The following is a 24,879-nucleotide window of genomic DNA, read 5'->3' as shown; positions in this document are numbered from 1 at the left end:
TGTTGACTGATTTGGTCACTAGAACCATAATGAAAGCCATCATCATTCCCTCGATGGGACTTTCATGTTCTCGCGTTGCCTCGCCACCTCCGCACTCGCCTGTGCGCTGCTACTTGCGCTAGCGGCGTGCGTCGAAAAAAACCAGTCTGATCCGCGCACCGTGGTGCCGCTGGTGCGCACGGCAATCGTTCAGCGCGCCACGCCTGCATCGCGCTCGTTTACGGGGACGGTCGCGGCTCGCGTGCAAAGCGACCTGGGTTTCCGCGTTTCCGGCAAGGTGCTGCAAAGGCTTGTGGATACCGGCCAAACCGTCAAACGGGGTCAGCTGCTGATGCGTCTCGACCCCATCGATCTCAAACTTGCCGCGCAGGCGCGGCAAGAGGCGGTCACCGCTGCGCGGGCGCGAGCGCGGCAGACCGCACAGGATGAGAAGCGCTATCGCGATCTGCGCGGCACGGGTGCGATCTCGGCTTCGGCCTACGACCAGGCCAAGGCGGCCGCCGATGCAGCCAGGGCGCAGCTCAGCGCGGCGGAAGCCGACGCCGACGTGGCGCGCAATGCGACGGGCTATGCCGAGCTGGTGGCGGACGGGGATGGCGTCGTGATGGAGACGCTGGCCGAACCGGGACAGGTCGTGAGCGCCGGACAATCCGTGGTGCGCCTCGCTCACGCGGGGCGGCGCGAGGCTCTCATCCAGCTACCGGAAACCCTGCGTCCCGCCATCGGTTCGGACGCACAGGCCACCCTGTTCGGCAACAGCGGCGTCAGCGTGCCAGCCACGCTGCGCCAGCTCTCGGAGACGGCGGATCCCAGTACCCGCACCTTCGAAGCGCGTTATGTGCTGCAGGGTGCGCTGGCCGACGCGCCGCTAGGCGCGACCGTAACGGTGGAGATACCGGATGCACACGTGGCGCTCGAGGGCGGCTTGCAGGTGCCGATCGGCGCGGTGCTCGATGCGGGCAAAGGACCCGGGGTGTGGATCGTCAACGGCGAGCCGGCCCGGGTCGCATGGCGACCGGTCACGGTCCTCCGCCTGGACGACGACAGCGCTCGCGTGTCAGGCACGCTGGAACAAGGCGACCGCGTCGTTGCGCTCGGTGCCCAATTGCTGCGCGATGGCGAACAGGTCCGGATGTCCGGCCAGACCGTCGCGGCGGCGAAGGAGGGAGCGCATCCGTGAGCGAAGGCCGATTCAACCTGTCGGCGCTCGCCGTGCGCGAGCGCTCCATCACCCTGTTCCTGATCTGCCTCATCTCGCTGGCCGGGCTGCTATCGTTCTTCAAGCTGGGTCGCGCCGAAGACCCGGCGTTCACGATCAAGGTGATGACCATCGTCACCGCGTGGCCTGGCGCCACCGCACAGGAGATGCACGATCAGGTCGCGGAGAAAATCGAAAAGCGCATGCAGGAACTGCGCTGGTACGACCGGACCGAGACCTATACGCGACCTGGACTGGCCTTCACAACGCTGACGTTGCTCGACAGCACACCGCCGTCGCAAGTGCAGGAGCAGTTCTACCAGGCCCGCAAAAAAATCAGCGACGAGACAGCCAATCTTCCGGCTGGTGTGATCGGGCCGCTGGTCAACGACGAATACGCGGATGTCACGTTTGCGCTTTTCGCACTGAAGGCCAGGGGCGAACCGCAGCGCCTGCTCGTGCGCGATGCGGAGTTGCTGCGCCAGCGGTTGCTGCACGTGCCGGGCGTGAAGAAAGTCGACATCATCGGCGAGCAGGCCGAGCGCATCTATGTCCAGTTCTCGCATGACCGGCTGGCAACGCTCGGTGTCAGCCCGCAGGACGTGTTCGCCGCGCTCAATGGCCAGAACGCCCTGACGCCAGCCGGCTCCGTGCAGACCAAAGGTCCGGAAGTGCTGATTCGCCTGGACGGCGCCTTTGACAAGCTGCAGAAGATCCGCGATACGCCCGTCGTCGTGCAAGGTCGCACGCTGAAGCTGTCGGACATTGCCACTGTCGAGCGCGGTTATGAAGATCCGGCGACATTCATGATTCGCAACAACGGCGAACCGGCCTTGCTGCTCGGCATCGTGATGCGCGACGGCTGGAACGGGCTCGATCTCGGAAAGGCACTCGACAGCGAGGTCGGCGTAATCAACGCCGGGCTCCCGCTGGGAATGAGCCTGACCAAGGTCACGGATCAGGCCGTCAACATTCATTCGGCGATTGACGAGTTCATGCTCAAGTTTTTCGCCGCTCTGCTGGTGGTCATGTTCGTTAGTTTCGTGAGCATGGGCTGGCGCGCAGGCCTGGTGGTTGCCGCCGCCGTGCCGTTGACGCTGGCCGTCGTGTTTGTGGTCATGGCCGCGACTGGCAAGAACTTCGACCGCATTACGCTTGGATCACTGATCCTGGCGCTGGGACTGCTGGTGGACGACGCAATCATCGCCATTGAAATGATGGTGGTGAAAATGGAGGAAGGCTACGGCCGTGTGGCCGCCTCTGCCTATGCCTGGAGCCACACTGCCGCCCCCATGCTCTCGGGCACGCTGGTGACGGCGGTCGGCTTCATGCCCAACGGCTTCGCGCGGTCCACCGCAGGCGAATACACCAGCAACATGTTCTGGATCGTCGGCATTGCACTGATCGCGTCCTGGGTCGTTGCCGTGGTCTTCACGCCCTACCTCGGCGTGAAGATGCTGCCCGACTTCAATAAGGTCGAAGGGGGGCACGACGCAATTTACGACACGCCGCGCTACAACCGCTTCCGTCAACTGCTCACGCGCGTCATCGCGCGCAAATGGCTGGTCGCTGGTTCGGTCGTTGGCCTCTTCGCCCTGGCTATCCTTGGCATGGGCGTGGTCAAGAAGCAGTTCTTTCCGATCTCCGACCGCCCTGAAGTGCTGGTCGAGGTGCAGATGCCCTATGGCACATCGATTTCCCAGACCAGCGCCGCCACGCAAAAAGTGGAGGCATGGTTGTCTAAACAGAAGAACGCCAGAATCGTCACAGCTTACGTCGGGCAAGGTGCGCCGCGCTTTTTCCTGGCGATGGGACCGGAACTGCCTGATCCGTCGTTCGCGAAGATCGTGATCCGCACGGACAGTCAGGAGGAACGCGATGCATTGAAGGCGCGACTGCGGCGAGCCATCGCCGACGGTCTCGCCCCGCAAGCGCGCGTGCGCGTCACGCAGCTCGTGTTCGGGCCGTATTCGCCGTTTCCCGTCGCCTATCGCGTCACCGGTCCGGACCCGGACAAGCTGCGTGGTATCGCGGCTGAAGTCCAGCAGACGATGGAGGCCAGTCCGATGATGCGCACGGTCAACACCGATTGGGGCACGCGTACGCCCACGCTGCACTTCACCTTGCAGCAGGACCGCCTGGTGGCGCTCGGGCTGACATCCAGTGCCGTGGCGCAACAGCTGCAATTCTTCCTGACGGGCGTGCCTGTCACCGCCGTCCGTGAGGATATTCGAACCGTGCAGGTCATCGCGCGTTCGGCCGGCGATGTGCGTCTCGACCCGGCGCGGCTCGGCGACTTGACGCTGGCCGGGGCGAACGGGCAGCGTATTCCGCTGTCGCAGGTGGGCAAGGTCGACGTACGCATGGAAGAGCCGATCATGCGTTGGCGCGACCGCGTGCCGACGATCACGGTGCGCGGCGATATCGCCGATGGGCTGCAGCCACCGGATGTTTCAACGGCGATCACCGGGCAGCTTCAGCCGATCATCGCGAAGCTGCCCAGCGGCTATCGCATCGAGCAGGCGGGCTCCATCGAGGAATCGGCCAAGGCGACGACCGCCATGTTGCCGCTGTTCCCGATCATGCTGGCAATCACGCTGGTCATCATCATTCTCCAGGTTCGCTCGATATCGGCGATGGCGATGGTGTTCCTGACGAGTCCGCTCGGCCTCATTGGCGTCGTGCCGACATTGATCCTGTTCCGGCAGCCGTTCGGTATCAATGCGCTGGTCGGACTCATCGCGCTCTCGGGCATCCTGATGCGGAACACGCTGATCCTGATCGGGCAGATCCATCAGAACGCCCACGCGGGCCTGGATCCGTTCCACGCAGTTGTCGAAGCTACTGTGCAGTGTGCCCGCCCGGTGATCCTGACGGCGATGGCCGCAATCCTCGCATTCATCCCGCTGACGCATTCGGTGTTCTGGGGAACGCTCGCCTACACGCTGATCGGCGGCACGTTCGCCGGGACGATCCTGACCCTGGTGTTCCTGCCGGCCATGTATTCCATCTGGTTCAAGATCCGCCCCGGCAAACCAGCGGGTTCACACAGGGACCACCATCGCCTGCCATTGCATTCAGATTCGATGACACAGGACGCGCTCGACGCGCGCAGTTAACACCCCATCCATTCACCAAACGGAGCTGTTCATGTCGAATTCCACGGTTGTCGTTGTGACCGGCGTGTCATCGGGTATCGGTCGCGCCACCGCCCAAAAATTTGCGAGGCGAGGTTGCCGCGTGTTTGGCACAGTACGCAGCTTCGCAAAAGCGGTGCCTGTCGCCGGCGTCGCGCTCGTCGAGATGGATGTTCGCGACGATGCTTCGGTCAAGGCCGGAATCCAGTCCGTCATCGAACGCACCGGGCGAATCGACGTACTCGTCAATAATGCGGGAACGAGCCTGATCGGCGCCGTGGAGGAAACGTCGACTGCCGAGGCCTTGTCGTTGTTCGATACCAACTTCCTCAGCATTCTGCGTACGACACACGAAGTACTTCCCCATATGCGGGCGCAACGTGGCGGAAGGATCGTCAACGTCAGTTCGGTGCTCGGGTTCCTGCCCGCTCCCTACATGGGACTCTATTCGGCATCCAAGCATGCCGTCGAGGGGCTGACCGAAACCCTGGATCACGAGGTGCGCCAGTTCGGCATCCGGGTAACATTGGTCGAACCGTCCTTTACCAGGACGAACCTGGACATCAACACCGCTGCGGCAAGCTCGAAAATCGCCGACTATGACCGCGAGCGGGTGCTTGCATCGAGCGCAATCGTCAACAGTGCCAAAGGTGCTCCCGCGCCAGACGGAGTGGCAAACACGATTGTCGACGCGGCGCTTGGCGCCTGGCGTATGCGTCGCACACCGGCCGGCGAAGCATCGCTGTTGCGCAAATTGCGGCGCTTCATGCCCTTCGGTCCGGTCGACTCCAGCTTGAGGAAAACTTTCGGGCTCGTGTGAAGTTTTCTTTCTCGCCGCAACGTGGTCTGTGCATCACGTTCGCGGGCGCGCCCTGCGCCGACGAGCAATCAGCTGCAGACGTCCATGGTCATGACGATCTCGACGCGTCGCAACAGCTTCGCGTTAGGGATCGTGTTCAGAACTCGTTTTCCCGCACTGAGCCATCAACATAGAGCCGATGCGGTGCAAGCGGTACGGCACCTGGCTCGAATGCAGCGCGAGGTTCGGTATAAAGACCTTCTCCGACCAGCCAGGTCGGCAAAAATTTTGAATAGCATCCCTAAACATGTGCACCAACGTTTTCGAGTGTCGTGCAAACGCTGTACCCCGCCGTCAAGGCATCTAGCTCGCCAATGGCGGCTTCCAAACCCAGAAGGGACATCAGTCTGAGCGCCCAAAGACGCCCAGCTCCACCGAGCGGGGCATCTCCCCTGTTAATCCCTGTCAGCTTGCCGGATTGCGTGCCATGACGATCCACGCCGCGCCGTCGATCATCACCGACCGCTCGCCGGGGAGGCCCGCGAAGGCGGCACGAACCGCGGCCGAGGCGCGGGCGCGGATGTCGTCGGGCTGATCAGCGAGCGCACGCGACAGTGGGCCGACCTCGAGCGTCATCTTCACCGCGTCGTCGATCGCCGCGTCCCGCGTCTCGCCCTCGCCGAACGGGACGGAAGCATCGAAGGGCGCGATAGCGATATCGGTGAAGCCGGCCGCCGTCAGGATGCGTGCCACGCGCCCCCGGTCGCCGAACGAAAATGGGCCGGGCGCTTCGGGATCGGGCAGCGCGCTTGGCGGGACGATGCCCTTGAGCGCGCCCATCGGCAGGCGCACCCAATCGTTTTCGGCCGCGCCGCGCCAGCAGACGAAAGCGACCCGCCCGCCCGGCCGCAGCGCGCGTCGCATATGGGCGAACGCCGCTGTCGGATCGTCGAAGAACATCACCCCGAAACGCGAGAACAGGATGTCGAACGCGCCCTCGGGCAGCTCGGCGCTGCTGGCGTCGGCCACCTGGAACAGGACCGGCGTATCCTGTGGCACTAGCGCGCGCGCCCGGCTGATCAGCGGTTCGGATATGTCCACGCCGAGCACCTGGCCCCCCGCGCCGACGCAGGCGGCCAGAGCCAGACTCGACGCGCCCGCGCCGCAGCCGACGTCCAGCACGTGCTCGCCCGTCATGGGCGCGGCGGCTTCTATCGCGGCGTGGCCGAACACCGCCACCATGGCGTCGAGCCGGGCCTGGTTGGCGACCCAGCGCTCCCCGCTTTGACCATTCCAGTCGGCCACCTGATAGGCATTTTCCTTTGCCATGTCATCTCCTTGTTCTGATTCGTTCTTAACTCGCTACCCTTTGTTCGAGGCAACGGGGAGCCGAACCGATGGCAACGTGCGTACCGTCTCGAACAAACCCGCCTCCACCTGCGATAAGGCGCAAGACCTGCGTGTGATCGTCTCAGGCATCGAGATCGGTGCCGCCTGGCGCCAGACCTCGAAGGACAACCGCTCCTGCCATTCCGTCAATCTCGACGATCAGTACTTCACCGCGCCGATCTACGCCAACCTTTTCGACAGCGAAGACGCAACGGGAGAAGGGAATCCGTGCTCTCAAACCAGCATCGACTGCTGGGCGACGATACCCGCCATCGCGCCCTGCGATGATGCCTGGGTGACCGAGGGCAAGAAGGGCGTGGTAAGGTCGCCAGCGGCGTAGATGCCGGGCATGCTGGTTTGGCGGCGCTCGTCGACCTTGAGGACGATGCCGGTGGTCGTTTCGACCGTGGCGAGGCCCAGCGATTCATGCAGGCTTGCGGACGGCCTGTTGCGCGGCTGGGCGAACAGGACGTCGACCGCGATATTGCGGCGGGTATCGAGATTGACGGTGGTGATATGGCCGTTGTGATGGGCGATCTCGACGATCCGGCCATCGACGACAGGTACGTTGCGGCGCGCCAGATCGGCCTGGATATCGGGCGCAATGTCATGACCATCGGCGAACACAGTCAACTTGTCCGTCCAATCGCGGAACAGCCTGACAGACTGGTGCGACTGCGGGCCGGACCAGACGAGGCCCCAATGCTGGCCGGCGACTTCAAAGCCGTCGCAATAGGGGCAGGGCACGATGGACGTACCCCAGCTTTCGGCAAAGCCCGGAACATCAGGCATCTGGTCGGAGACGCCATAGCTCAGGATCAGGCGGCGCGCCCTTAGGCTTTCGTTATCGTCAGTGACGACGCAGAAATCGTCGACGGCGCCAGACACGCTCTCGGCCCGGGCATCGACCAGCCTGATCGTTGGATAGCGCGCCAGCTGCTGCCGCGCCTCGGCCAGGATGTCCAATGGCGGCTTGTGATCGTGGCCGAGCAGGCCATGCGAGTGGCCTGCAAAGCGGTTGCGCGGCCGGCCGGTATCGAGAACCGTGACCTTGCGGCGGGCACGGCCGAGCTGCAGGGACGCGGCGAGGCCGGCAAAGCTGCCGCCGATGATGATGACGTCATCCATGGTGATGGATTCCGTGTTGTGGATGGAGGGGTGGGCTGGGCGTGCTGTGCAATATCGTCCGGCGATACGCGTTCGAGGCGTCCGGCGGGCAGGGTTTCGGCATCGGCATCGGCGAGAAAGTGGCCCATCACTGTGTTGAACGGTCGGACAATGCCGCATTCGCTATCGCCGGGCGGCCCGGGGAAACCTGATTCGGACAACCGGTTGAGACCTGCCCTTGGTTTGCACATTTAAGATACTGAGTGGTATCGTAATTCAAGAATTTGAATACTGTCAAGTACCGTAATTGTCATGACTGAAAACAGCCAGGGCCGGCGGGGCCGGCCCGCCAACGAGGCGCTTCGCCAGACGATAGTCGACGCCGCCTGCGAACTCTTTGTGGAATTGGGTTTTCAAGCGACGACCATGGACAAGGTCGCCCAGCGGGCGAAGATTTCCAAGCTAAGCATCTATCGGCACTTCGAGAACAAGGAGGCGTTGTTCAGCGCGGCCATGGTGGCCCGCTGCCATCAATTTGCACCACAGGCCCTTTCTGAAGGCGTCGACGGTTCGGCCGAAGATCAGCTCATGGCGGTGGGATCATCCCTGCTTCGCACGCTGTTGAGCCCGGACGTCCGCAGTGTCGAAGCCATGGTTTTGGCCGACAAGACGAATCAAAAGTCGTTAAGCAAGCTCCATTACGAAGCCGGGCCCGCCCATGTCATCGCCCAGATCGAGGCCGTGTTGCGTCAGTTGCACGCGAAGGCGATTCTGAACGTGCCCGATGCTCTCCGGTCCGCCCGCTTGTTTGCCGCGCTTTTCAAAGGATCCGATCTCCTGCTTATCGCACGCTTCGATGAGGCGAGAGCAGAGGACGACAACGAAATCGAATCCTATTGCCGGTCGGCCGTCGCCATGTTCATCGCCGCGCACGGTCGCATCTAAAGGTGCGCTATCGCGGGTTGATGAAGAAGCCGCAGCAGTTGCACACGCTGTTTACTCTGAGCAATCTGTGGATGACTCGCGAACAACTGATGCGCGAGACCATTGCATGAGCGCAAAAGCCGCGGGGTCGCGGGGCCGGGCAGTGTGATGTACGAAACAGCGGCCTCGACGCACACACCTGAAATCGTCAGCACGGAAGGCACGGGCGGCTACGTGCAGTCGCTCGTGATCGTGACTGGCGATCTCGTCTTCCTCGACGGGAGCGACAAGGTGGTGGCCATCGAGAACTGGAAAACAGCGTTGCAGCGATACCTTGCCTACTGCGAGAAGCATGGCAGCGGCGCGCGACCTTACCGCGTTCCATTGATCTCGCGCGATGCGCCGCCCCGGGGCGCATCAAGATCGAACAGGAGAGGCGTTGGACACCGGATCAAGCTTGCCCTTCGTAACCAGTCGCTCGAGACTGCTGCTGAGGCTCGCCACTCCTCTGGAGAGGGCGGCCTCGGTCACGTCGATCATGACGACCTTCAACCCGGCGATGGCGGCGGTCTGGGCGATCCCGTTGCCCATCGTGCCAGCGCGAACGATACCGATCGATTCAGTTTGCATGTGCATGAAATCCTGCCATGCCGGATGTTCTCGAAGATTGGCTACTTCAGGCGGCGACCCATCGTTTCCGGAACCATCGCCAGGCCGACCAGCGAGAGCAAACCGCAGCCGATCACGTAGAACGCCGGTGAATCGGCATTGTGGGTCAGGTGAATCAGCAGCGTCGAGAAAAACTGGGAGAAGCTGCCGAAGATGACGGTAGCAACGTAATAGCTGACCGAGAGCCCCGTGGCCCGAAGACGCTGCGGCAGCACCTCGCTGACGAGCACAAGCGTGGCCGGCGAAGTCATCGCCATCGGCACGCCGAGCATAGCCGCAACGCCCAGCACGGTGGAGAGCGATGGATGACTGTTCAACATCAGGAAGGCCGGGTAGATCAACACCAGCATCGCAATTCGAGACCACCACACAACCGTGCGGCGGCCGATCCGATCGCTCAGCCAGCCGGAGAACGGGGAGAGGATCACCAGCAGCAGGGAGCCGACGAATCCGGCCCAGATCGACCGTGAGAGCGGAATATGCAGTTCAATCGCGGCATAGTTCGGCAGATAAAAGACGACCATATGCACGGCGGAGGCGAGCCCGATCATGAGCAGCACCGTCGCGACCAGCGCGCGCCAGTGACGCGTGGCGAGCTGCCAGTGCGTTTCGGCGGTGCTGTCCCCCCACTTCGTGGGCACCAGCGTTTCGTCGAGACGGCTGCGGATCATTACGCTGATCGGGATGACAAGCACGCCAATCACGAAAGCGACGCGCCATCCCCAGGAAGTCAGCGCGGGCGGCGTCAGGAGGTTCGCCAGCGCGAGCGCGACGAGCGCCGCGAAGACTGCGGCAAGCCCCTGGCTGAAGGGTTGCCAGCTCGTGTAGAAGCCCCGTGACCGGTCGTCCGCATACTCGAGAAGCATGGCGCTTGCGGGGCCCATTTCGCCGCCGATGGCAAAACCCTGGAGCAGTCGCGCGGCCGTCATCAGGATAGGCGCGGCAATACCGATCTGCGCATAGGTGGGCGTCAACACGAGAACCGCAGCGCTTAGCGCCATCAGCCAGAGCGTGAGTACGACAGCTGGCTTGCGTCCGACGCGGTCGGCATATGCTCCGATGACCAGCCCGCCGACCGGCCGCATCACATAGCCGACCCCGAACGCCGCAAACGACAGCAGCAGCTGGCCCACGCGATCGGTCACGGGGAAATAGAGCGGGCCGATCAGCGTGGCGAAGAAGTTGTAGACGACCGAGTCGTACAGTTCGAGGCCGCTACCTACGGTTATCGCCGCGATGACCATGGGTTTGGAAAGAGGCCGGGATGCCGATGTGGACGACGTCATGGGAGGATGAGCGCCGGGCGCGACACGGGGGTTCGACATGAGTGTCTCCTGATTTGTCTGGCGAGGCCAGTAGTTGCCCGCTCTTTGGCGGATAGGTGCCTGTATTGCACGTCTGGATGGCGGCACCGTCCAGGGCCGTCCGCCGGACTCGTTTTTCCATCAACTGAACGTGAGGCTATCCGTCAGCGTGCGACGCCGTTGCCGACGGCGGGTGTGGACCTGGACGTTTTCGCCAGGCGCCACTGCTGCATGAGAGCGGTCCATTTCGTGCGCACCGCGTCCAGGTTGCGCCCCTTGACGTGGCCGTAACCCCGGATACCTTCGGGAAGGCTCGCGATATCCAGCGCGAGCGTCAGGTTGGATTTCGAAAGCACAGGCAGGATTTCCTCGATGCAGGCCTGGTATTCGCGGATGAGCTCACGTTCGGTCCGGCGTTCGCCGGTGTGGCCGAACGGATCGAGGAACGTCCCGCGCAGGCCGCGCAGTGCGGCGAGAACGCGAAATGCGCTGCGGACCCACGGGCCGAACGGCCGCTTGACGGGTTCGCCATTCGCATCCTGCTTCGCGAAGAGCGGCGGGGCGAGATGGTGAACCAGTTTGAAGTCGCCTTCGAACATCCCCTCCACCTTTTTCGTGAATGCCGCATCCGTGTGCAGGCGCGCCACCTCATATTCGTCCTTGTACGCCATCAGCTTGAACAGGTATCGGGCGACGGTCTCGGTCAGCCGGTGACCGCCAATGCGCGACTCAGCTTGCTGCACCTTCGCCACAAATGCTGCATAGCGATCGGCGTAAGCGCGGTTCTGGTAGCTGATGAGAAACTCGCTGCGCTTGCTGATGATTTCATGCACCGACGGCTTCTTCGCGAACTGGATTACCTGGGCGTCGGCGGCCTGCATCGGCACCTTCGCGAAATGGTGCGCACAATGACGGCCCCATTCGAACGCCGCCTTATTGCTGTCGACCTGCACGCCATTGAGCTCGATGGCGCGCATCAGCGTGGCGCGCGAGAGCGGCACGCGCCCCTTCTGCCAAGCATAACCGAGCAGCATCAGGTTCGAGTAGATCGACTGGCCGAGCAGTTGGGTCGCGACCTGTTCCGCGTCGAAGACTCCGAGATGGTCGGGTTCGACGCCGGCCGAGATCGCCGCCAGGGCCTCGTCGTTCGGCGACTTCCAGTCGGGGTTGCGCACGAACGCCGCGGTGGGCGTGGCGTGGCTGTTCAGCACGACGTATGTCCGGCCCGGCAGCATTGTCGACAGTGTCGTCTTCTGCGCGCCGACGACGGTGTCGCAGGCGATCACCAGATCCGCCATCGCCACGTCGACTCGCGAAGCGTGCAGGGCGCTTGCGTCACCGGCAATCTGGATGTGACTCCAGGTGGCGCCGCCCATCTGGGCCATCCCGGTTGCGTCCTGCGTGATCACGCTTTTGCCTTCGAGGTGCGCGGCCATGCCGAGCACCTGGCCGATGGTGACGACCCCGGTCCCGCCCACGCCGGCCACCACGATCCTCGATGCAACGGCAGCATCGGGCAGCTGCGGCACAGGCAGCGCAGGCATGTCCGCGAGTCCGGCCTTGCGCGCGGCCTGGGGCTTCCTGAGCTGTCCGCCCTCGACGGTGACGAAGCTCGGGCAGAAGCCCTTCACACAGGAGAAGTCCTTGTTGCACGTGTTCTGGTTGATCTCGCGCTTGCGGCCGAATTCGGTCTCGAGAGGCTGCACCGCAACACAGTTGCTTTCGACCGAGCAGTCCCCGCAGCCTTCGCAGACCAGTTCATTGATGATGACGCGCTTCGCAGGGTCGGCCATCGTGCCGCGCTTGCGCTCGCGGCGCTTCTTGGTCGCGCAGACCTGATCGTAGATGATGACGGTGGTGCCTTCCGCTTCGCGCAGTTCGCGCTGCACGGCATCGAGCTCGTCCCGATGACGCACCGTGACTCCCTCCGCGAGGTTCGCGACTCCGGTGTACTTTGCGGGATCATCGGCCACCACGACGATGCGCTTTACCCCCTCCGCGGCCAGTTCGCGCGTCATGCCGGGCACGTCGAGCTGACCGTCTACGGGCTGTCCGCCCGTCATGGCCACTGCGCTGTTGAAGAGCACTTTGTAGGTGATGTTGACGCGGGCATGAATCGATTGCCGGATGGCGAGCAGTCCGGAGTGGTTGTACGTGCCGTCGCCGATGTTCGCGAACATGTGCTTGCGCGTCGTGAATGGCGCCTGGCCCATCCACGAAACGCCTTCGCCGCCCATCTGCGACCAGGAAGTGGTCGAGCGGTCCATCCATACCACCATGCCGTGGCATCCGATTCCCGCTGTCGCGAGCGAACCGTCGGGCACGCGGGTGCTGGTGTTGTGCGGGCAACCCGGGCAGAACCAGGGCAGCCGTTCAGCGCCGCCGGCGGGTTCGGAAGCGGCGCGTTCGCGCGCGTCGATTTCCGCGAGCCGGATATCCATGCGCGCGGCGACATCCGCGGGTACGCCGAGCTTTTTCAGACGGCTCGCGACCGCCTTTGCGACGAGCGACGGGGAGAGATCGGCCTTCGCGCGCAGCAACCAGTCGTCGCCCGGCGAGGAGTGACTCCATTCGCCCCCGCGATGGCTGGTGCCGTCGTCACGGTACTTGCCGACGATGACGGGACGCAGGTCGGAAGGGTAATGGTAGAGCTCGTCTTTGAGCTGTTGCTCCACGAGCGGACGCTTTTCCTCGACCACGAGGATTTCGCGCAGCCCACGCGCAAATTCGCGCACGCTTTGTGGTTCGAGCGGCCACACCACGCTGACCTTGTGCAGGCGGATACCGAGTTCCCGGCACCGCGCATCGTCCAGTCCGAGGTCGAGCAGTGCCTGACGCGTGTCGCTGTACGCCTTGCCGGTCGCGATGATGCCGAGCCGGTCGTGCGGTCCCTCGATGACATTGTGATTCAGCCGGTTCGCACGGATATAGGCAAGGGCTGCCGGCCACTTGTACTCCATCATCCGCGCTTCCTGGACGAGCGGGGCGTCGGGCCAGCGGATATGCAGGCCACCTTCCGGCATCGCGAAATCGTCGGGCAGGATGATGCGCACGCGCTCCGAATCGGTCTCGACCGGCGCGCCCGATTCGACCACCTCCTGCACGGTCTTCATGCCCGCCCACAGGCCGCTGTAACGGCTCATGGCAAAGGCATGGATGCCGAGGTCGAGAATGTCCTGCACGCTCGACGGAAAGAACACGGGCAGACCGCAGGCGATGAAGGTGTGGTCGCTCTGGTGCGCGAGCGTGCTGCTCTTGGAGACGTGGTCATCCCCGGCCAGTGCGATGACGCCTCCAAGGGGCGCAGTACCGGCCAGGTTGGCATGCTTGAGGGCGTCCGCGCTGCGGTCCACACCCGGGCCCTTGCCATACCAGATGCCGAACACGCCGTCGTATTTCCTGTTGTCCCGGTCGAACTCGACCTGCTGCGAGCCCCAGACGGCCGTCACGCCCAGTTCCTCGTTGACGCCCGGCTGGAACACCACGTGCTGTTCTGCGAGATGTCTTTTGGCCTGCCAGAGCGCCTGATCGTAAGTGCCAAGCGGCGAGCCGCGATACCCGGAAATGAAGGCGGCGCTCTGATGGCCGGCGAGTGCATCGCGCCGGCGTTGCATCAGTGGAAGGCGCACCAGTGCCTGCACGCCGCTCATGAAGGCGCGCCCCGTTTCCAGTGAATATTTGTCGTCTAGCGTGACGACCTCCATGGCCTTTCGGGTCGATTCGGTAAGGGGGGCATTCATGTGACTGACACTCGCCAAGATATTTGATATGGATAACTAATCGAATGGCGTGGAAGGAATCCAGCACCAGATTCGATAAACCTACGCAGGAAACCGGATGCGCAGTCGTTCGCCGAGCGACATCAGTTCCTGCATGATCGCCGGGGGCAGGGCGATGCCGCGTTCGCGTCCGGCGCGCTCCATTGCATCGCCGCGGTTGCCGGGCAGCCTCGCATCCTCGCCGCCGGCTGCAAGATAAACCTGCGTCCATTTGTGCATGTAATCGCCGAAGGCCTGTTGGCCACCCCAGCTAGCGGGGTTCACCAGCCAGAGGAACGCCCCTTGCATCGCGTCGCCACGACTGACGGGCGGAGTAGGTGCCCCGGCCGTGAGCGCGCCAGCGAGGCATTCGACCATCATTGCAATGCCAATGCCCTTGTGTCCGCCCATCGGCACGAGGAACCCGTCCAGCGCACGCTTCGCATCGGTGGTGGGGCAGCCTTCCGCATCGAGCGCCCAGCCCTCGGGAATGGGCTGGTTCTCGCGCGCCGCAAGCAGGATATGGCCACGCGCCGCGACGCTGCACGCGACGTCGAACACGATCGGTGCCTCATCGGGCACCGGGCACCCGAACGCGATCGGATTGTGTCCGATCGCCGCGCCGGTAAAGCCTTCCATCGCCAGCGCTGGCGGGGTGTGCTGCCCCATCATGCTGAAGGCGCCGCCTTCGGCAGCGAGCAGCGTATGAATGCCGAGCGCACCCAGGTGAGCGCACGACTGCAACACGACCAGCACCGACGCGCTTGTTTTGAGCGCTTCGAGCCCGAGGCGCACGGCATGGGGGCCGGCAACGTGCCCCATCGCGCCATCCGCGTCCAGAACGATGCCGCCGGCAAAGGCGCGGCTGGTCATTTGTGGCCTGGGATTGAAGGCGTTCGACTGAAGCCGGTCGACGTACGAGGCGAGACGCGTCATGCCATGTGTCTTGTAGCCGCGCAGTTCACTGCGAACAAGCATCGATGCCGCCTCGGTGGCCTGCTCCGGTGGTACATCGCAGGTTTCCAGCACGGCCGCCGTCCATTCGGCGAGCGCGTCGGGACGCAGGCGCTGGTTCATTGTCCATTCTCCCGGAGGATGACCAGTCGTTCGGCAAACGGCCCCGAATAGATCGACTGGTAGTAAAGGGGCCGGTTGCGCAGCGTATAGCCACGCAGTTCCATGATGAATCCGGGCACTTTGGACTCGAGGCCCAGTTCGCGCGCGGCAGCGGCAGGCAGTTCGCCGAACCGGATCCACTGGTCCACGCGCAACGTCGGCAGAGACAGACGTTGCGCGACCAGCTCACGCAGGTTCTTTTCGAGTGCGGCGCGGTTCACGCCACCCAGCTCGGCGAAATCTTCCTCGCGTAGCCAGAACTCGCTATATAGATCGAAACGCCCGCCGACGCTGATTACGCGATCGATGCGCACATAACCTTCGCCATCCAGGAAGTCGGACCATGGCCCCTTGCGCTTCAGACGCTTGACCGCGCGCGCATGCACGTAAGCGGGCAACTCATTGCCGTCGGCGTCGTGAAAGCGCAGGTAACGGACATCGGCCGGCGCGACGCGCGAGCCCGAGACGAACGTGCCGCGGCCCTGCTCGCGCGTGATGACGCCCGAGTGCACGAGCTGCGTGAGTGCCTTCTGGACGGTGCCGACGCTCACGCCGTGGCTTGCAGCCAGTTCGCCCTCGGAGGGCAGGCGATCACCCTCGCGAAGCGCCTGGGATTCGATGTGCCGGATGATTGCGTCCGACACCATGGATAGCTTGGTCATTTTGTCTCAGAGACTGCGTTCGAAACGGCTGATCGCTGTTTCCCTGACGTCCAGCACCTCGCTTGCGAGACGTGTACCCGATGCGACATCCATCGCGTACTGGAACAGCTCGTCGCCGATCTGTGAAATTTTCATGCCTTTTTCAAGGATCCCGCTTGCGTCGAAGTCGATGTTATCCGCCATCGTTTGCAAGGTCTGGATATTGCCACACACCTTGATCGTCGGCGCCACCATACTGCCGATCGGGTTGCCGACCCCGGTGCCGAAGAACGTGAGCTGGCAACCGGCGGCGGCAAGCCCGGTCAGGTTCTCGACTGCCGCGGCCGGTGCGTCCATGAAGTGCAGGCCCTTGCGCTGCGGGGCTTCGCCATAGCGGAGCACCCCGACGAGCGGGCTCGAGCCGGCCTTCGCCATCGCACCCAGCGCTTTTTCCTCGACCGTGGTCAGCCCGCCGCGCTTGTTGTCGGGCGAAGGCTGGGAGTCGCGCATGTCGACGCCACGGGCGAGCGCGAGATTCTCCATGTTGCGAACGGCCTCGACGAAGGCGGTCCTGACCGATTCATCGACGGCGCGTGCGGCGAACAGGTGATCCGCGCCGATGAACTCCGAGGTTTCGGAAATGATCACGGTGCCGCCTTCGGCGATGATTTCGTCCGCCATCCGTCCGATAACCGGATTGCAGCTGAGACCGGAGGTCGTGTCGGACCCGCCACACTCGACCCCGACGACCAGTTCCGACACCGGGCACGCTTCGCGACGCAGGCGCGAGGCCTCGATCGAAAGTTTCAGCGCCTTGCGCGTGCCTTGCGCAATGCAGTCAATGGTGCCGTGCGGCTGCAGGTGCACGGCCTCGACGGGCTTGCCGGTAGCCCGAATGCGGGCGGCGACTTCCTCGGTGGAGGATTCCTCGAGTCCCACCAGCAGCACGCTGGCGATGTTCGGATTGCGGCCCAGGCCGGCAATCGATTCGTACGCAAAGTCCAGGTCGGCGCCGAACTGCCCGCGCACAAACAGCGTGGTGACGGCGATCGTGCCCTCGACCGCGCCCGCAATCGACCGCGTCACCGGATTGCAGTTGTCCATGACAGAAACGACGGCGACCCAGTTGCGCACACCCACAGCGCCATTCGCGCGCCGATAGCCAAAAAACGTCTTCATTATCTGCTTACCTCGTATTCAGATCGCCGCGAGCGCGGGTGGAATCGATGTTGTGGACATGTGCGTGCTCGCCGACGACGAGGGCCTTGCGCGCAGAGCCGATCACCTGCCCGTACTTGAGCACCTTGTCGCCCGCAGCCGTTTGCACGATGCAGATCTTGTGTCCGAAGGGCACGTCCTGCCGCAACGTGACCTGCCCGGATCCTTCGCCCTGCAGGATGCAGCGTTCTCCCTCTTTGCCGGGATCGAGCAGCGTCGCGACGTTGTCCGAGGGGTGAAGCACGATGGCACGGGGCATCATCCAACTCCTATATATATCTTGAGACAAATTGCGGAAACCCTGACGGTGATCGATCGGCCTTGAAACGATGCGTTCAATCAACCTCTCGGTGAATGAAGCATAGGAGAGTGCGAACAACTCCTATATAGGTATTTTCCTGAACTCCTATATAGAAGTGTTGACTTGGATGTGGCTGGCGTCTATCTTTCAAACCATCCGCTGCACTTGCAGGGGCGCAAATGCGAGGAGACAGATTCTGATGAATGTGCAATCCCACCTTGAGAAGATCGCGAGGCTGGAGTCTTTACGCAACCGCATGGATCCGCTTCAGGATTTCGATCTCTGGTTCTGGGCCGGCATGACGGCCGGCACGCACGCGGTGAACGCGGCACTCCATCATGGCGGCATTACCGCGAGTGACGACATGTATCCGACGCAGCCGGGCGTTTATCTCGTTCCCCAGTGCGACGGTGGATTGAGGGCAGCGTTCCGGTCGGTCGGAGACATATTGCATGTCGGGCGTCCGGTCATCGAGGCACGAGTGCCAGAAGACGTGGCGTCGATGATGCACCTGATGGAAACGATCGAGCGGCACCGGGATCCATGCGTGCGTGAGGGGCGGACGCCGACAGCCGCGATTGTTGAGGAGTGCGATGCGGCACTCAGGCAGTGTCTGCTGCTCTTGGACAATCGCTTGAAAGGGGATGGGCATGGACTTTGAACAGCACCTGGCGGCCGCAACGCGTATCGAGCGGTCGCTGCAAAAGTGCGGCGCGAACGACTGGGAGATGAAGATAGAAGGCGCAATGCTCGCGGGTACACACTGGCTGAACGCCGCACTGCACCGCATGGGTGTCACGCAGCCAACGGGCGATGTATTTCACAGTTATCTGCTGACGGTGAACGAATACCGGCGACTGTGTGTTGCCGCTGATGAAACGGTTCGCGCGCTCTCGGAGATCGAAGACCTGCGTCCGCCATTCGTGCGCGGAAACTGGCCCGGCGCCGAGGCAGCTGCGGATCGTGCGCTCGCGCTGTTGTCGGTTATCCGCAGTAAGGTGACGGCCGCCGGTTGATCGCGTAGGGGCGAATTCAATTAGAGGAGAAAGGAATAGTGAAAGCAGTTCGTGTGACACCGACGCCCGATGGTGGCAGAGTGGAAGTTCTGGATATTCCCGTGCCGCAGGTCGGCGCGGGACAGGTGCTGGTCAGGGTGCGCGCTACGGGGCTGAATCGCGGCGAGATCAAGCAGGCGGGCGAACTGCGCTCGGGCAGCGCGATTACCGCCGGCGTCGAGTTCGCCGGTGAAGTGGAGCAGGTCGGAGAGGGTGTGACGCTCTGGCGCAAGGGCGACCGGGTGATGGGTCACGGGCGCAACTGCCAGGCGGAATACGTGATCGCAGACCCGCGGGCATTGATGCGTGTGCCTGACAACCTCTCCTGGATCGACGCGGCCGCGTTTCCCAACGTGTTTATCACGGCGCACGACGCCGTCGCGACCAACGGCCAGCTCCGCGAGGGCGAATCGATTCTGGTCAACGGGGCGTCGGGTGGCGTGGCCATGGCGGCCATCCAGATTGCCTCGGTGCTCGGGGCGAAGCCGGTGATCGCGACGTCCCGCTCCGCTGCGAAGCTCGACAAACTGAGCCAGTTCGGCGTGGACGTGGGCATCGACTCGTCGCGCGAATCGCAGGTGGAAGCCGTGATGGCAGCGACGGCTGGGCGCGGTGTGGACGTCGTCATCGATACTCTGGGCGGCCCGGTATTCGAGGCGAACATGGATAGCCTCGCGGTGAAGGGCAGACTGGTTCAGATCGCGCGCGTGGGTTCCCCGACTGCGCAGATCGACCTGGCAAAGCTGTGGCTCAAGCGCCTGAAACTGATCGGCGTGACGTTTCGCACGCGCACCGAAGCGGAGCGGCTCGAATGCATTCAGGCCTGCGCGCGCGATCTGCTGCCCGCGCTGGAAGCGGGCCGTATCCGGCTGCCGATTGATCGAACCTTTTCGATCGATGCGATTGGCGAAGCACACGCGTACATGCAACTCGATCAGCACGTCGGCAAGATCGTGCTGACGGTGGCGTGACGAATCCGACGAAAAGTGACGCATAGCGTCAACACACAGGAGACATGGATGAGCATCCGGATTACCCCGCTGACGGGCACGACCGGCGGGCTGGTCGAAGGCGTCAGCCTGAACGAGCCCATTAACCGCGATACGTTTGACGTGCTGCATCGCGCATTTCTCGACCACGGTGTGCTGGTCTTCCGTGGGCAGTTCCTGCAGCCGGCCGCACATATCGAATTTGCGAAGCTCTGGGGCAATCCCGCCCAGAACAACCCGCTCGATCCGCCGGTGCCCGGTTTCCCCGGCCTGATCCAGGTCACGAAGATTCCAAAGGAAACGGCTTCGACGGAAGCATGGCATTCGGACTCGATCTATACGCCGGTGCCGCCGAAGATCTCGATCCTCTCGGCCGTCGTTGTGCCGCACGGCGGCGACACGATGTGGTGCAACCAGTACGTGTCGTACGAGCGTCTGTCGCCGACCATGCAGCGCATGCTCGAAGGCCTGCGCGCACGCTTTGCCGGCCTGCGACTGGCGCGCATGAGAAACATCGACAAGGTCCCCGAAGCGGTTCATCCGATCGTGCGAACCCACCCCGAAACGCAGCGCAAGGCGCTCTATGTCGGCCACCCGGAAACGGCCAAACAGATCGAGGGCATGACCGTCGCCGAAAGCCGTCCGCTGCTCGACTTCCTGTACGAGCACTCGACGACGCCCGACAACGTCTACCGCCACATGTGGCAGGCCGGCGACGTGGTGATGTGGGATAACCGCTGCACGATGCACTACGCCGTGCATGACTACGGCGAGGCGGAACGTGTGCTGAACCGGATCACGCTCGAAGGCGAAGTGCCCGTCTGACCCGGGCACGCTGCGGAGTCTTCCGCAGCGTGCATTTTTCGGGCATTCAGCGTCTGCAATATAAACAGGATTGCTAATCATAAGAGCCGTGCCGGATATCGTGACAGGTTGCATGCAATTTCAAGGGGCGTCGCAGCCGATATGCCGTCGTGGAATGCGTGGCCGTGCGCCCGCGCTGGAGGAGATCTGATGAAGAAGAAGGGGCTTGCGGCGTTCGCCGTCACTGCGATGGCATCCGCGCCGGCATTTGCGCAGAGCTCGGTCACGCTCTACGGGATCGTCGATACGGGTGTCGAGTTCATCACGCATGCCACGCCGACGGGAGGTTCGGTTGTGCGAATGCCGGTGATCGGGGGAGGCGACGTGCCGTCGCGCTGGGGCATCAAAGGCGCGGAAGACCTGGGCGGGGGCCTCAAAACGGTCTTCACGCTCGAAAGCGGATTTTCCGCGTCGAACGGGGCATTACAGCAAGGTGGCCGGCTGTTTGGCCGGCAGTCCTATGTCGGCGTGAGCGGCCCGTGGGGGCAGCTTACGTTCGGCCGCCAGTACAGCATGACGAACTGGGGCATGGCGGAGTCGAACATCATGGGCGCGGGAGGATTTGGCGGGCTCGCATCGTTCGATCCTTATCTGCTTGCCGCGCGTTTCGACAACGACGTGGTGTACATGGGCACGTTTTCTGGCCTGACGGTCGGCGCCAGCTATTCGTTCGGCCGCGATTCCAGCGCGGCGGGAAATTGCGCAGGGCAGACGGCCAATGACTTCCTCGCCTGTCGCGCCATTTCCGCCATGCTCAAGTACGACGGCAACGCATGGGGCGCCGCGGCGACCTACGACGAGCAACGCGGCGGTGCGGGCGCGACGCCGGTCACGATCGTTCCGGGTGTGCCGGGTATCGCCTTCACGAAGTCCGGCGACACCGACCGGCGCTACCAGCTGGATGGGTATTTCAACATCAGGTCCGTGCGGGTGGGCGCCGGATGGCTGCATCGTATGGTCGAGGGCGATGCCCGCTCGGCGCGGGTCGATATCGAATACCTCGGTGCGTCGGTGCCGTATAGCGCATGGGTCTTCGATGGTCAGATCGCGCATGTCCACAGCAGCGCCTACGACGCGACCGGCACGATGGGTACCTTGCGGGCGAACTACAACCTCAGCAAGCGCACGGCCGTCTATGGCGTGTTCGCCTACATGAAAAACAGCGGCAAGCAGGGCATCTACTCAGTTTCGGCTTCCAGCGCGGTCCCTGCAGCGCCGCATCCCGGGTCAAATCAGCTCGGCGTGGAGATCGGCCTCCGGCATCTATTCTGATCAGGAATGTGTCTGTACCGACGGCCTGAAAACAGTATCGCGCAGACATGCGCAATGTGAGGTTGAAAATGGAAATTGGAGTACCCGCAGAGTCGAACGAACGCAGATCGCTCGTTGCGGCGACGCCCGAGACGGTCAAGTCGCTGGTTGCCCGGGGGCATGGGGTGATTGTCCAGGCAGGCGCCGGCGAGTGCGCACACTACACGGACGATGCGTACCGAAACGCCGGCGCGCAGATTGGCGATGCTGCAGCCGCGTTCGGCGCGCAGATCGTGTTGAAGGTCGGGTCGCCCACAGTCGATGAGTTGCCGCTGATGAAGCGCGGCGCGGTGCTCGCGGGCATGCTCGATCCATTCGACACGGAGAATGCCCAACGTCTTGCCAATGCGGGCGTGACGGCTTTTGCACTTGAAGCAGCGCCCCGCACGACGCGTGCGCAAAGCCTCGATGTCCTGTCCTCACAGGCCAACATCGCAGGCTACAAGGCTGTGCTGCTTGCCGCGCATCATTATCCGCGCTTCATGCCGATGCTGATGACAGCGGCGGGCACTGTGAAGGCCGCACGCGTGCTGATCCTGGGCGCGGGTGTCGCGGGCCTGCAGGCGATCGCTACCGCGAAGCGCCTCGGGGCTGTGATCGAGGCGTCGGATGTTCGTCCGGCAGTGAAGGAGCAGATCGAGTCGCTGGGCGCGAAGTTCCTCGACGTGCCCTATGAAACCGACGAGGAGCGCGAAGCGGCGCAAGGCGTCGGCGGTTATGCGCGGCCAATGCCGCCTTCCTGGCTCGCGCGCCAGGCGGCGCTCGTCCACGAACGCGCGAAACAGGCGGACGTCATCATCACGACCGCGCTGATTCCGGGCCGTCCCGCGCCAACCTTGATCACGGTCGAAACCGTGCGGGCGATGAAGCCGGGTTCTGTCATTGTCGATCTGGCCTCCGGGCGCGGTTCCGTCATCGACGCTCGTCGGGGCGGCAACTGCCCGCTCACCGAGCCGGACAAGGTCGTCGTCACGGAGAACGGCGTGCAGATCGTCGGCTTTACGAACCTCGCGGCGATGGTGCCAACGGATGCGTCATCGCTTTACGCACGCAACCTGCTCGATTTCCTGAAGTTGATCGTTGCGAAGGACGGTTCGCTCAACATCGATCTCACCGACGACATCGTTGCGGCCACGCTGCTGGCGCGCGACGGCGAAGTTACACGCAAGACTTAAGGAGGCGGTTGATGGAAGTCCTCAACCATACGGTGATCAACCTGATCATTTTCGTGCTGGCGATCTACGTCGGCTATCACGTCGTCTGGAACGTCACCCCGGCGCTGCATACGCCGCTGATGGCCGTGACTAACGCGATTTCGGCGATCGTCATCGTCGGTGCGATGCTCGCGGCCGGCCTCACGGTGGGCGACTCGGGCAAGTTTTTCGGCGCGATTGCGGTAGCGCTTGCAGCCGTGAACGTGTTCGGCGGGTTCCTGGTCACACGGCGAATGCTCGAAATGTTCAAGAAGAAGGAGCCCAGGAAGGTCGCTGGTTCCGGCAATGCAAAGGGGGGCGCATGATGAGCCTGAATTTCGCGAGCGTGAACGTCGTCACGCTTCTTTATCTGATTGCGTCGGTCTGCTTCATTCAGGCACTCAAGGGTCTGTCGAATCCACGGACCGCGCGCACCGGTAACGCGTTCGGCATGACCGGCATGGCCGTAGCGATTCTCACGACCATTGTGCTGATCGCGAAGCAGGCGGCGGCGCTCGGCTCGAATCTCACGCTCGGGCTCGCGCTCCTCTTTGCTGCGCTGGTCGTTGGTGGCGCGATTGGCTCGTTCGTTGCCGCGCGCGTCGAGATGACGAAAATGCCGGAGCTGGTCGCTGCGATGCACTCGCTGATCGGTCTTGCTGCCGTGTGCATTGCGTATGCCGTCGTGTCGGAGCCGGCTGCTTTCGGGCTGGGCGCGGAGGAAGGGATTAAGGGCTTCCTGCCGTACGGCAACCGGATAGAGCTGTTCATCGGTACGTTCGTTGGCGCGATTACTTTCAGCGGCTCGGTGATCGCGTTCGGCAAGCTTTCGGGCAAGTACAAGTTCCGCCTGTTCCAGGGCGCGCCTGTCGTCTATGCGGGCCAGCATCTGATCAACCTGTTGCTCGCGCTGGGCATGATCGGCTTCGGCATTCTGTTCTTCCTCACGCAGTCGTGGCTGCCATTCATCATCATGACGGCGATCGCATTCGCGCTGGGCGTGCTCATCATCATCCCGATCGGCGGCGCCGACATGCCGGTGGTCGTGTCGATGCTGAACTCGTACTCGGGCTGGGCGGCGGCGGGCATCGGCTTCTCGCTGAACAACGCGATGTTGATCATCGCCGGTTCGCTGGTGGGTTCGTCGGGCGCGATTCTCTCTTACATCATGTGCAAAGCGATGAATCGCTCGTTCTTCAACGTTATTCTTGGCGGCTTCGGTGCCGAGCCCGGCGCGGCTTCGGCGGGCGGACCGGCCGAGCAGAAGCCGGTGAAGGCGGGCTCGGCGGAAGACGCTTCGTTCATGCTCGGCAATGCCGAAACCGTCGTTATCGTGCCGGGCTATGGTCTCGCCGTCGCACGTGCACAGCATGCATTGAAGGAGCTCACCGACAAGCTCGTCGAGAAGGGCATCGACGTGAAGTACGCGATTCATCCGGTTGCGGGCCGCATGCCGGGCCACATGAACGTGCTGCTGGCGGAAGCGGAAGTGCCGTATGAAATCGTCCATGAAATGGAGGACATCAACGGCGAGTTCGGCCAGGTCGATGTGGTGCTGGTGCTCGGCGCGAACGACGTGGTGAACCCGGCAGCGAAAAACGATCCGAAGTCGCCGATCGCCGGCATGCCGATCATCGAGGCGTACAAGGCACGTACGGTGATCGTCAACAAGCGGTCGATGGCAGCGGGCTATGCCGGTCTCGACAACGATCTCTTCTACATGGACAAGACCATGATGGTCTTTGGCGATGCGAAGAAGGTGATCGAGGAGATGGTCAAGGCGGCGTGACCGACCGGACCGGGAAAAACTCATGGCGGAACTTTATCTCGTGCGCCACGGCTTGGCGCCGTTTCCGGACTTTTCGTCAATTTGAGAACAAGGTGGAATGGCGACGAATGACGCCAT

The 24,879-nt window shown here is 63.2% G+C and carries 21 protein-coding genes and 2 pseudogenes; 14 read left to right on the top strand and 9 right to left on the bottom strand.

The window, feature by feature from the left end; translation table 11 throughout:
- The first annotated feature begins 64 nt into the window (after window positions 1–64).
- The 3 genes from P5W99_RS27825 to P5W99_RS27815 are packed head-to-tail and all read left to right on the top strand — an operon-like array spanning window position 65 to window position 5,155.
- Window positions 65–1,180, top strand: coding sequence for an efflux RND transporter periplasmic adaptor subunit (locus P5W99_RS27825; RefSeq protein WP_421027981.1), 1,116 nt, complete (start codon window positions 65–67; stop codon window positions 1,178–1,180).
- On the top strand, window positions 1,177–4,317 hold the full coding sequence (locus P5W99_RS27820; protein WP_434665342.1) for an efflux RND transporter permease subunit: 3,141 nt from the start codon (window positions 1,177–1,179) through the stop codon (window positions 4,315–4,317). The genes P5W99_RS27825 and P5W99_RS27820 overlap by 4 nt, the downstream gene beginning before the upstream one ends.
- 31 nt (window positions 4,318–4,348) lie before the next feature.
- On the top strand, window positions 4,349–5,155 hold the full coding sequence (locus tag P5W99_RS27815) for an oxidoreductase (protein ID WP_434665339.1): 807 nt from the start codon (window positions 4,349–4,351) through the stop codon (window positions 5,153–5,155).
- Between the two features lie 444 nt (window positions 5,156–5,599).
- Here the strand turns inward: P5W99_RS27815 and P5W99_RS27810 are convergent, their stop codons facing one another.
- A complete protein-coding gene (locus P5W99_RS27810) occupies window positions 5,600–6,463 on the bottom strand; it encodes a class I SAM-dependent methyltransferase (RefSeq protein WP_434665337.1) in 864 nt (287 codons plus the stop codon).
- Between P5W99_RS27810 and P5W99_RS27805 the strand changes: the two genes are divergently transcribed.
- On the top strand, window positions 6,462–6,863 hold the full coding sequence (locus tag P5W99_RS27805) for a DUF736 family protein (RefSeq protein WP_421027977.1): 402 nt from the start codon (window positions 6,462–6,464) through the stop codon (window positions 6,861–6,863). The genes P5W99_RS27810 and P5W99_RS27805 overlap by 2 nt on opposite strands.
- Here P5W99_RS27805 and P5W99_RS27800 read toward each other — a convergent pair.
- A complete protein-coding gene (locus tag P5W99_RS27800) occupies window positions 6,758–7,651 on the bottom strand; it encodes an NAD(P)/FAD-dependent oxidoreductase (protein ID WP_421027976.1) in 894 nt (297 codons plus the stop codon). The genes P5W99_RS27805 and P5W99_RS27800 overlap by 106 nt on opposite strands.
- Before the next feature lie 291 nt (window positions 7,652–7,942).
- On the opposite strand from P5W99_RS27800, the gene P5W99_RS27795 reads away from it, so the two are divergent.
- Together P5W99_RS27795 and P5W99_RS27790 are read left to right on the top strand one after the other, a co-directional pair.
- Window positions 7,943–8,575 (top strand): TetR/AcrR family transcriptional regulator, encoded by a 633-nt coding sequence (locus P5W99_RS27795; RefSeq protein WP_421027975.1) that lies wholly within the window; start codon window positions 7,943–7,945, stop codon window positions 8,573–8,575.
- A pseudogene (locus P5W99_RS27790) lies at window positions 8,566–8,685 on the top strand (IS5/IS1182 family transposase); the annotation flags it as partial. The gene P5W99_RS27795 and the pseudogene P5W99_RS27790, both read left to right, overlap by 10 nt.
- Window positions 8,686–9,007: 322 nt before the next feature.
- Here P5W99_RS27790 and P5W99_RS27785 read toward each other — a convergent pair.
- From P5W99_RS27785 to P5W99_RS27755, 7 genes and pseudogenes are all read right to left on the bottom strand, one after another.
- Window positions 9,008–9,184, bottom strand: a pseudogene (locus P5W99_RS27785) (3-hydroxyacyl-CoA dehydrogenase NAD-binding domain-containing protein); the annotation flags it as partial.
- Window positions 9,185–9,225: 41 nt separating this feature from the next.
- Window positions 9,226–10,548, bottom strand: a complete 1,323-nt coding sequence (locus tag P5W99_RS27780) for an MFS transporter (protein ID WP_421027974.1) — start codon at window positions 10,546–10,548, stop codon at window positions 9,226–9,228.
- A 143-nt stretch (window positions 10,549–10,691) separates the two neighbouring features.
- Complete coding sequence (locus P5W99_RS27775) at window positions 10,692–14,267, bottom strand: indolepyruvate ferredoxin oxidoreductase family protein (protein ID WP_421027973.1); 3,576 nt, start codon at window positions 14,265–14,267, stop codon at window positions 10,692–10,694.
- 81 nt (window positions 14,268–14,348) lie between these two features.
- Window positions 14,349–15,362, bottom strand: a complete 1,014-nt coding sequence (locus P5W99_RS27770; protein WP_421027972.1) for an Ldh family oxidoreductase — start codon at window positions 15,360–15,362, stop codon at window positions 14,349–14,351.
- Window positions 15,359–16,063: a GntR family transcriptional regulator gene (locus tag P5W99_RS27765; protein ID WP_421027971.1), complete on the bottom strand. Its 705-nt coding sequence runs from the start codon at window positions 16,061–16,063 to the stop codon at window positions 15,359–15,361. Before P5W99_RS27765 ends, P5W99_RS27770 begins: the two co-directional genes overlap by 4 nt.
- A 6-nt stretch (window positions 16,064–16,069) precedes the next feature.
- On the bottom strand, window positions 16,070–17,224 hold the full coding sequence (locus P5W99_RS27760; RefSeq protein WP_421028057.1) for a UxaA family hydrolase: 1,155 nt from the start codon (window positions 17,222–17,224) through the stop codon (window positions 16,070–16,072).
- Between the two features lie 4 nt (window positions 17,225–17,228).
- Window positions 17,229–17,519: a UxaA family hydrolase gene (locus P5W99_RS27755; protein WP_421027970.1), complete on the bottom strand. Its 291-nt coding sequence runs from the start codon at window positions 17,517–17,519 to the stop codon at window positions 17,229–17,231.
- A gap of 241 nt (window positions 17,520–17,760) precedes the next feature.
- On the opposite strand from P5W99_RS27755, the gene P5W99_RS27750 reads away from it, so the two are divergent.
- The 8 genes from P5W99_RS27750 (at window position 17,761) to P5W99_RS27715 (ending at window position 24,762) form a co-directional block, all read left to right on the top strand.
- Window positions 17,761–18,222, top strand: coding sequence for a hypothetical protein (locus P5W99_RS27750; protein ID WP_421027969.1), 462 nt, complete (start codon window positions 17,761–17,763; stop codon window positions 18,220–18,222).
- Window positions 18,212–18,577: a hypothetical protein gene (locus P5W99_RS27745; protein WP_421027968.1), complete on the top strand. Its 366-nt coding sequence runs from the start codon at window positions 18,212–18,214 to the stop codon at window positions 18,575–18,577. The genes P5W99_RS27750 and P5W99_RS27745 overlap by 11 nt, the downstream gene beginning before the upstream one ends.
- Window positions 18,578–18,615: 38 nt before the next feature.
- Window positions 18,616–19,587 (top strand): quinone oxidoreductase family protein, encoded by a 972-nt coding sequence (locus P5W99_RS27740; RefSeq protein ID WP_434665332.1) that lies wholly within the window; start codon window positions 18,616–18,618, stop codon window positions 19,585–19,587.
- 48 nt (window positions 19,588–19,635) lie between these two features.
- Window positions 19,636–20,430: a TauD/TfdA dioxygenase family protein gene (locus P5W99_RS27735; protein ID WP_434665329.1), complete on the top strand. Its 795-nt coding sequence runs from the start codon at window positions 19,636–19,638 to the stop codon at window positions 20,428–20,430.
- Between the two features lie 189 nt (window positions 20,431–20,619).
- Window positions 20,620–21,741, top strand: a complete 1,122-nt coding sequence (locus tag P5W99_RS27730) for a porin (protein WP_421027965.1) — start codon at window positions 20,620–20,622, stop codon at window positions 21,739–21,741.
- 68 nt (window positions 21,742–21,809) lie between these two features.
- A complete protein-coding gene (locus P5W99_RS27725; RefSeq protein WP_421027964.1) occupies window positions 21,810–22,955 on the top strand; it encodes a Re/Si-specific NAD(P)(+) transhydrogenase subunit alpha in 1,146 nt (381 codons plus the stop codon).
- An 11-nt stretch (window positions 22,956–22,966) separates the two neighbouring features.
- Entirely contained in the window at window positions 22,967–23,299 is a 333-nt protein-coding gene (locus tag P5W99_RS27720) for an NAD(P) transhydrogenase subunit alpha (protein ID WP_421027963.1), read from the top strand.
- Entirely contained in the window at window positions 23,299–24,762 is a 1,464-nt protein-coding gene (locus P5W99_RS27715; protein WP_421028056.1) for an NAD(P)(+) transhydrogenase (Re/Si-specific) subunit beta, read from the top strand. Before P5W99_RS27720 ends, P5W99_RS27715 begins: the two co-directional genes overlap by 1 nt.
- The last annotated feature ends 117 nt before the right edge of the window (window positions 24,763–24,879 follow it).

Source organism: Paraburkholderia sp. A3BS-1L, assembly GCF_051125215.1.
Classification (GTDB): Bacteria; Pseudomonadota; Gammaproteobacteria; order Burkholderiales; family Burkholderiaceae; genus Paraburkholderia.
The sequence above is the reverse complement of the archived record's forward strand: the minus strand, read 5'-3'. Positions and strand labels throughout refer to the sequence as shown.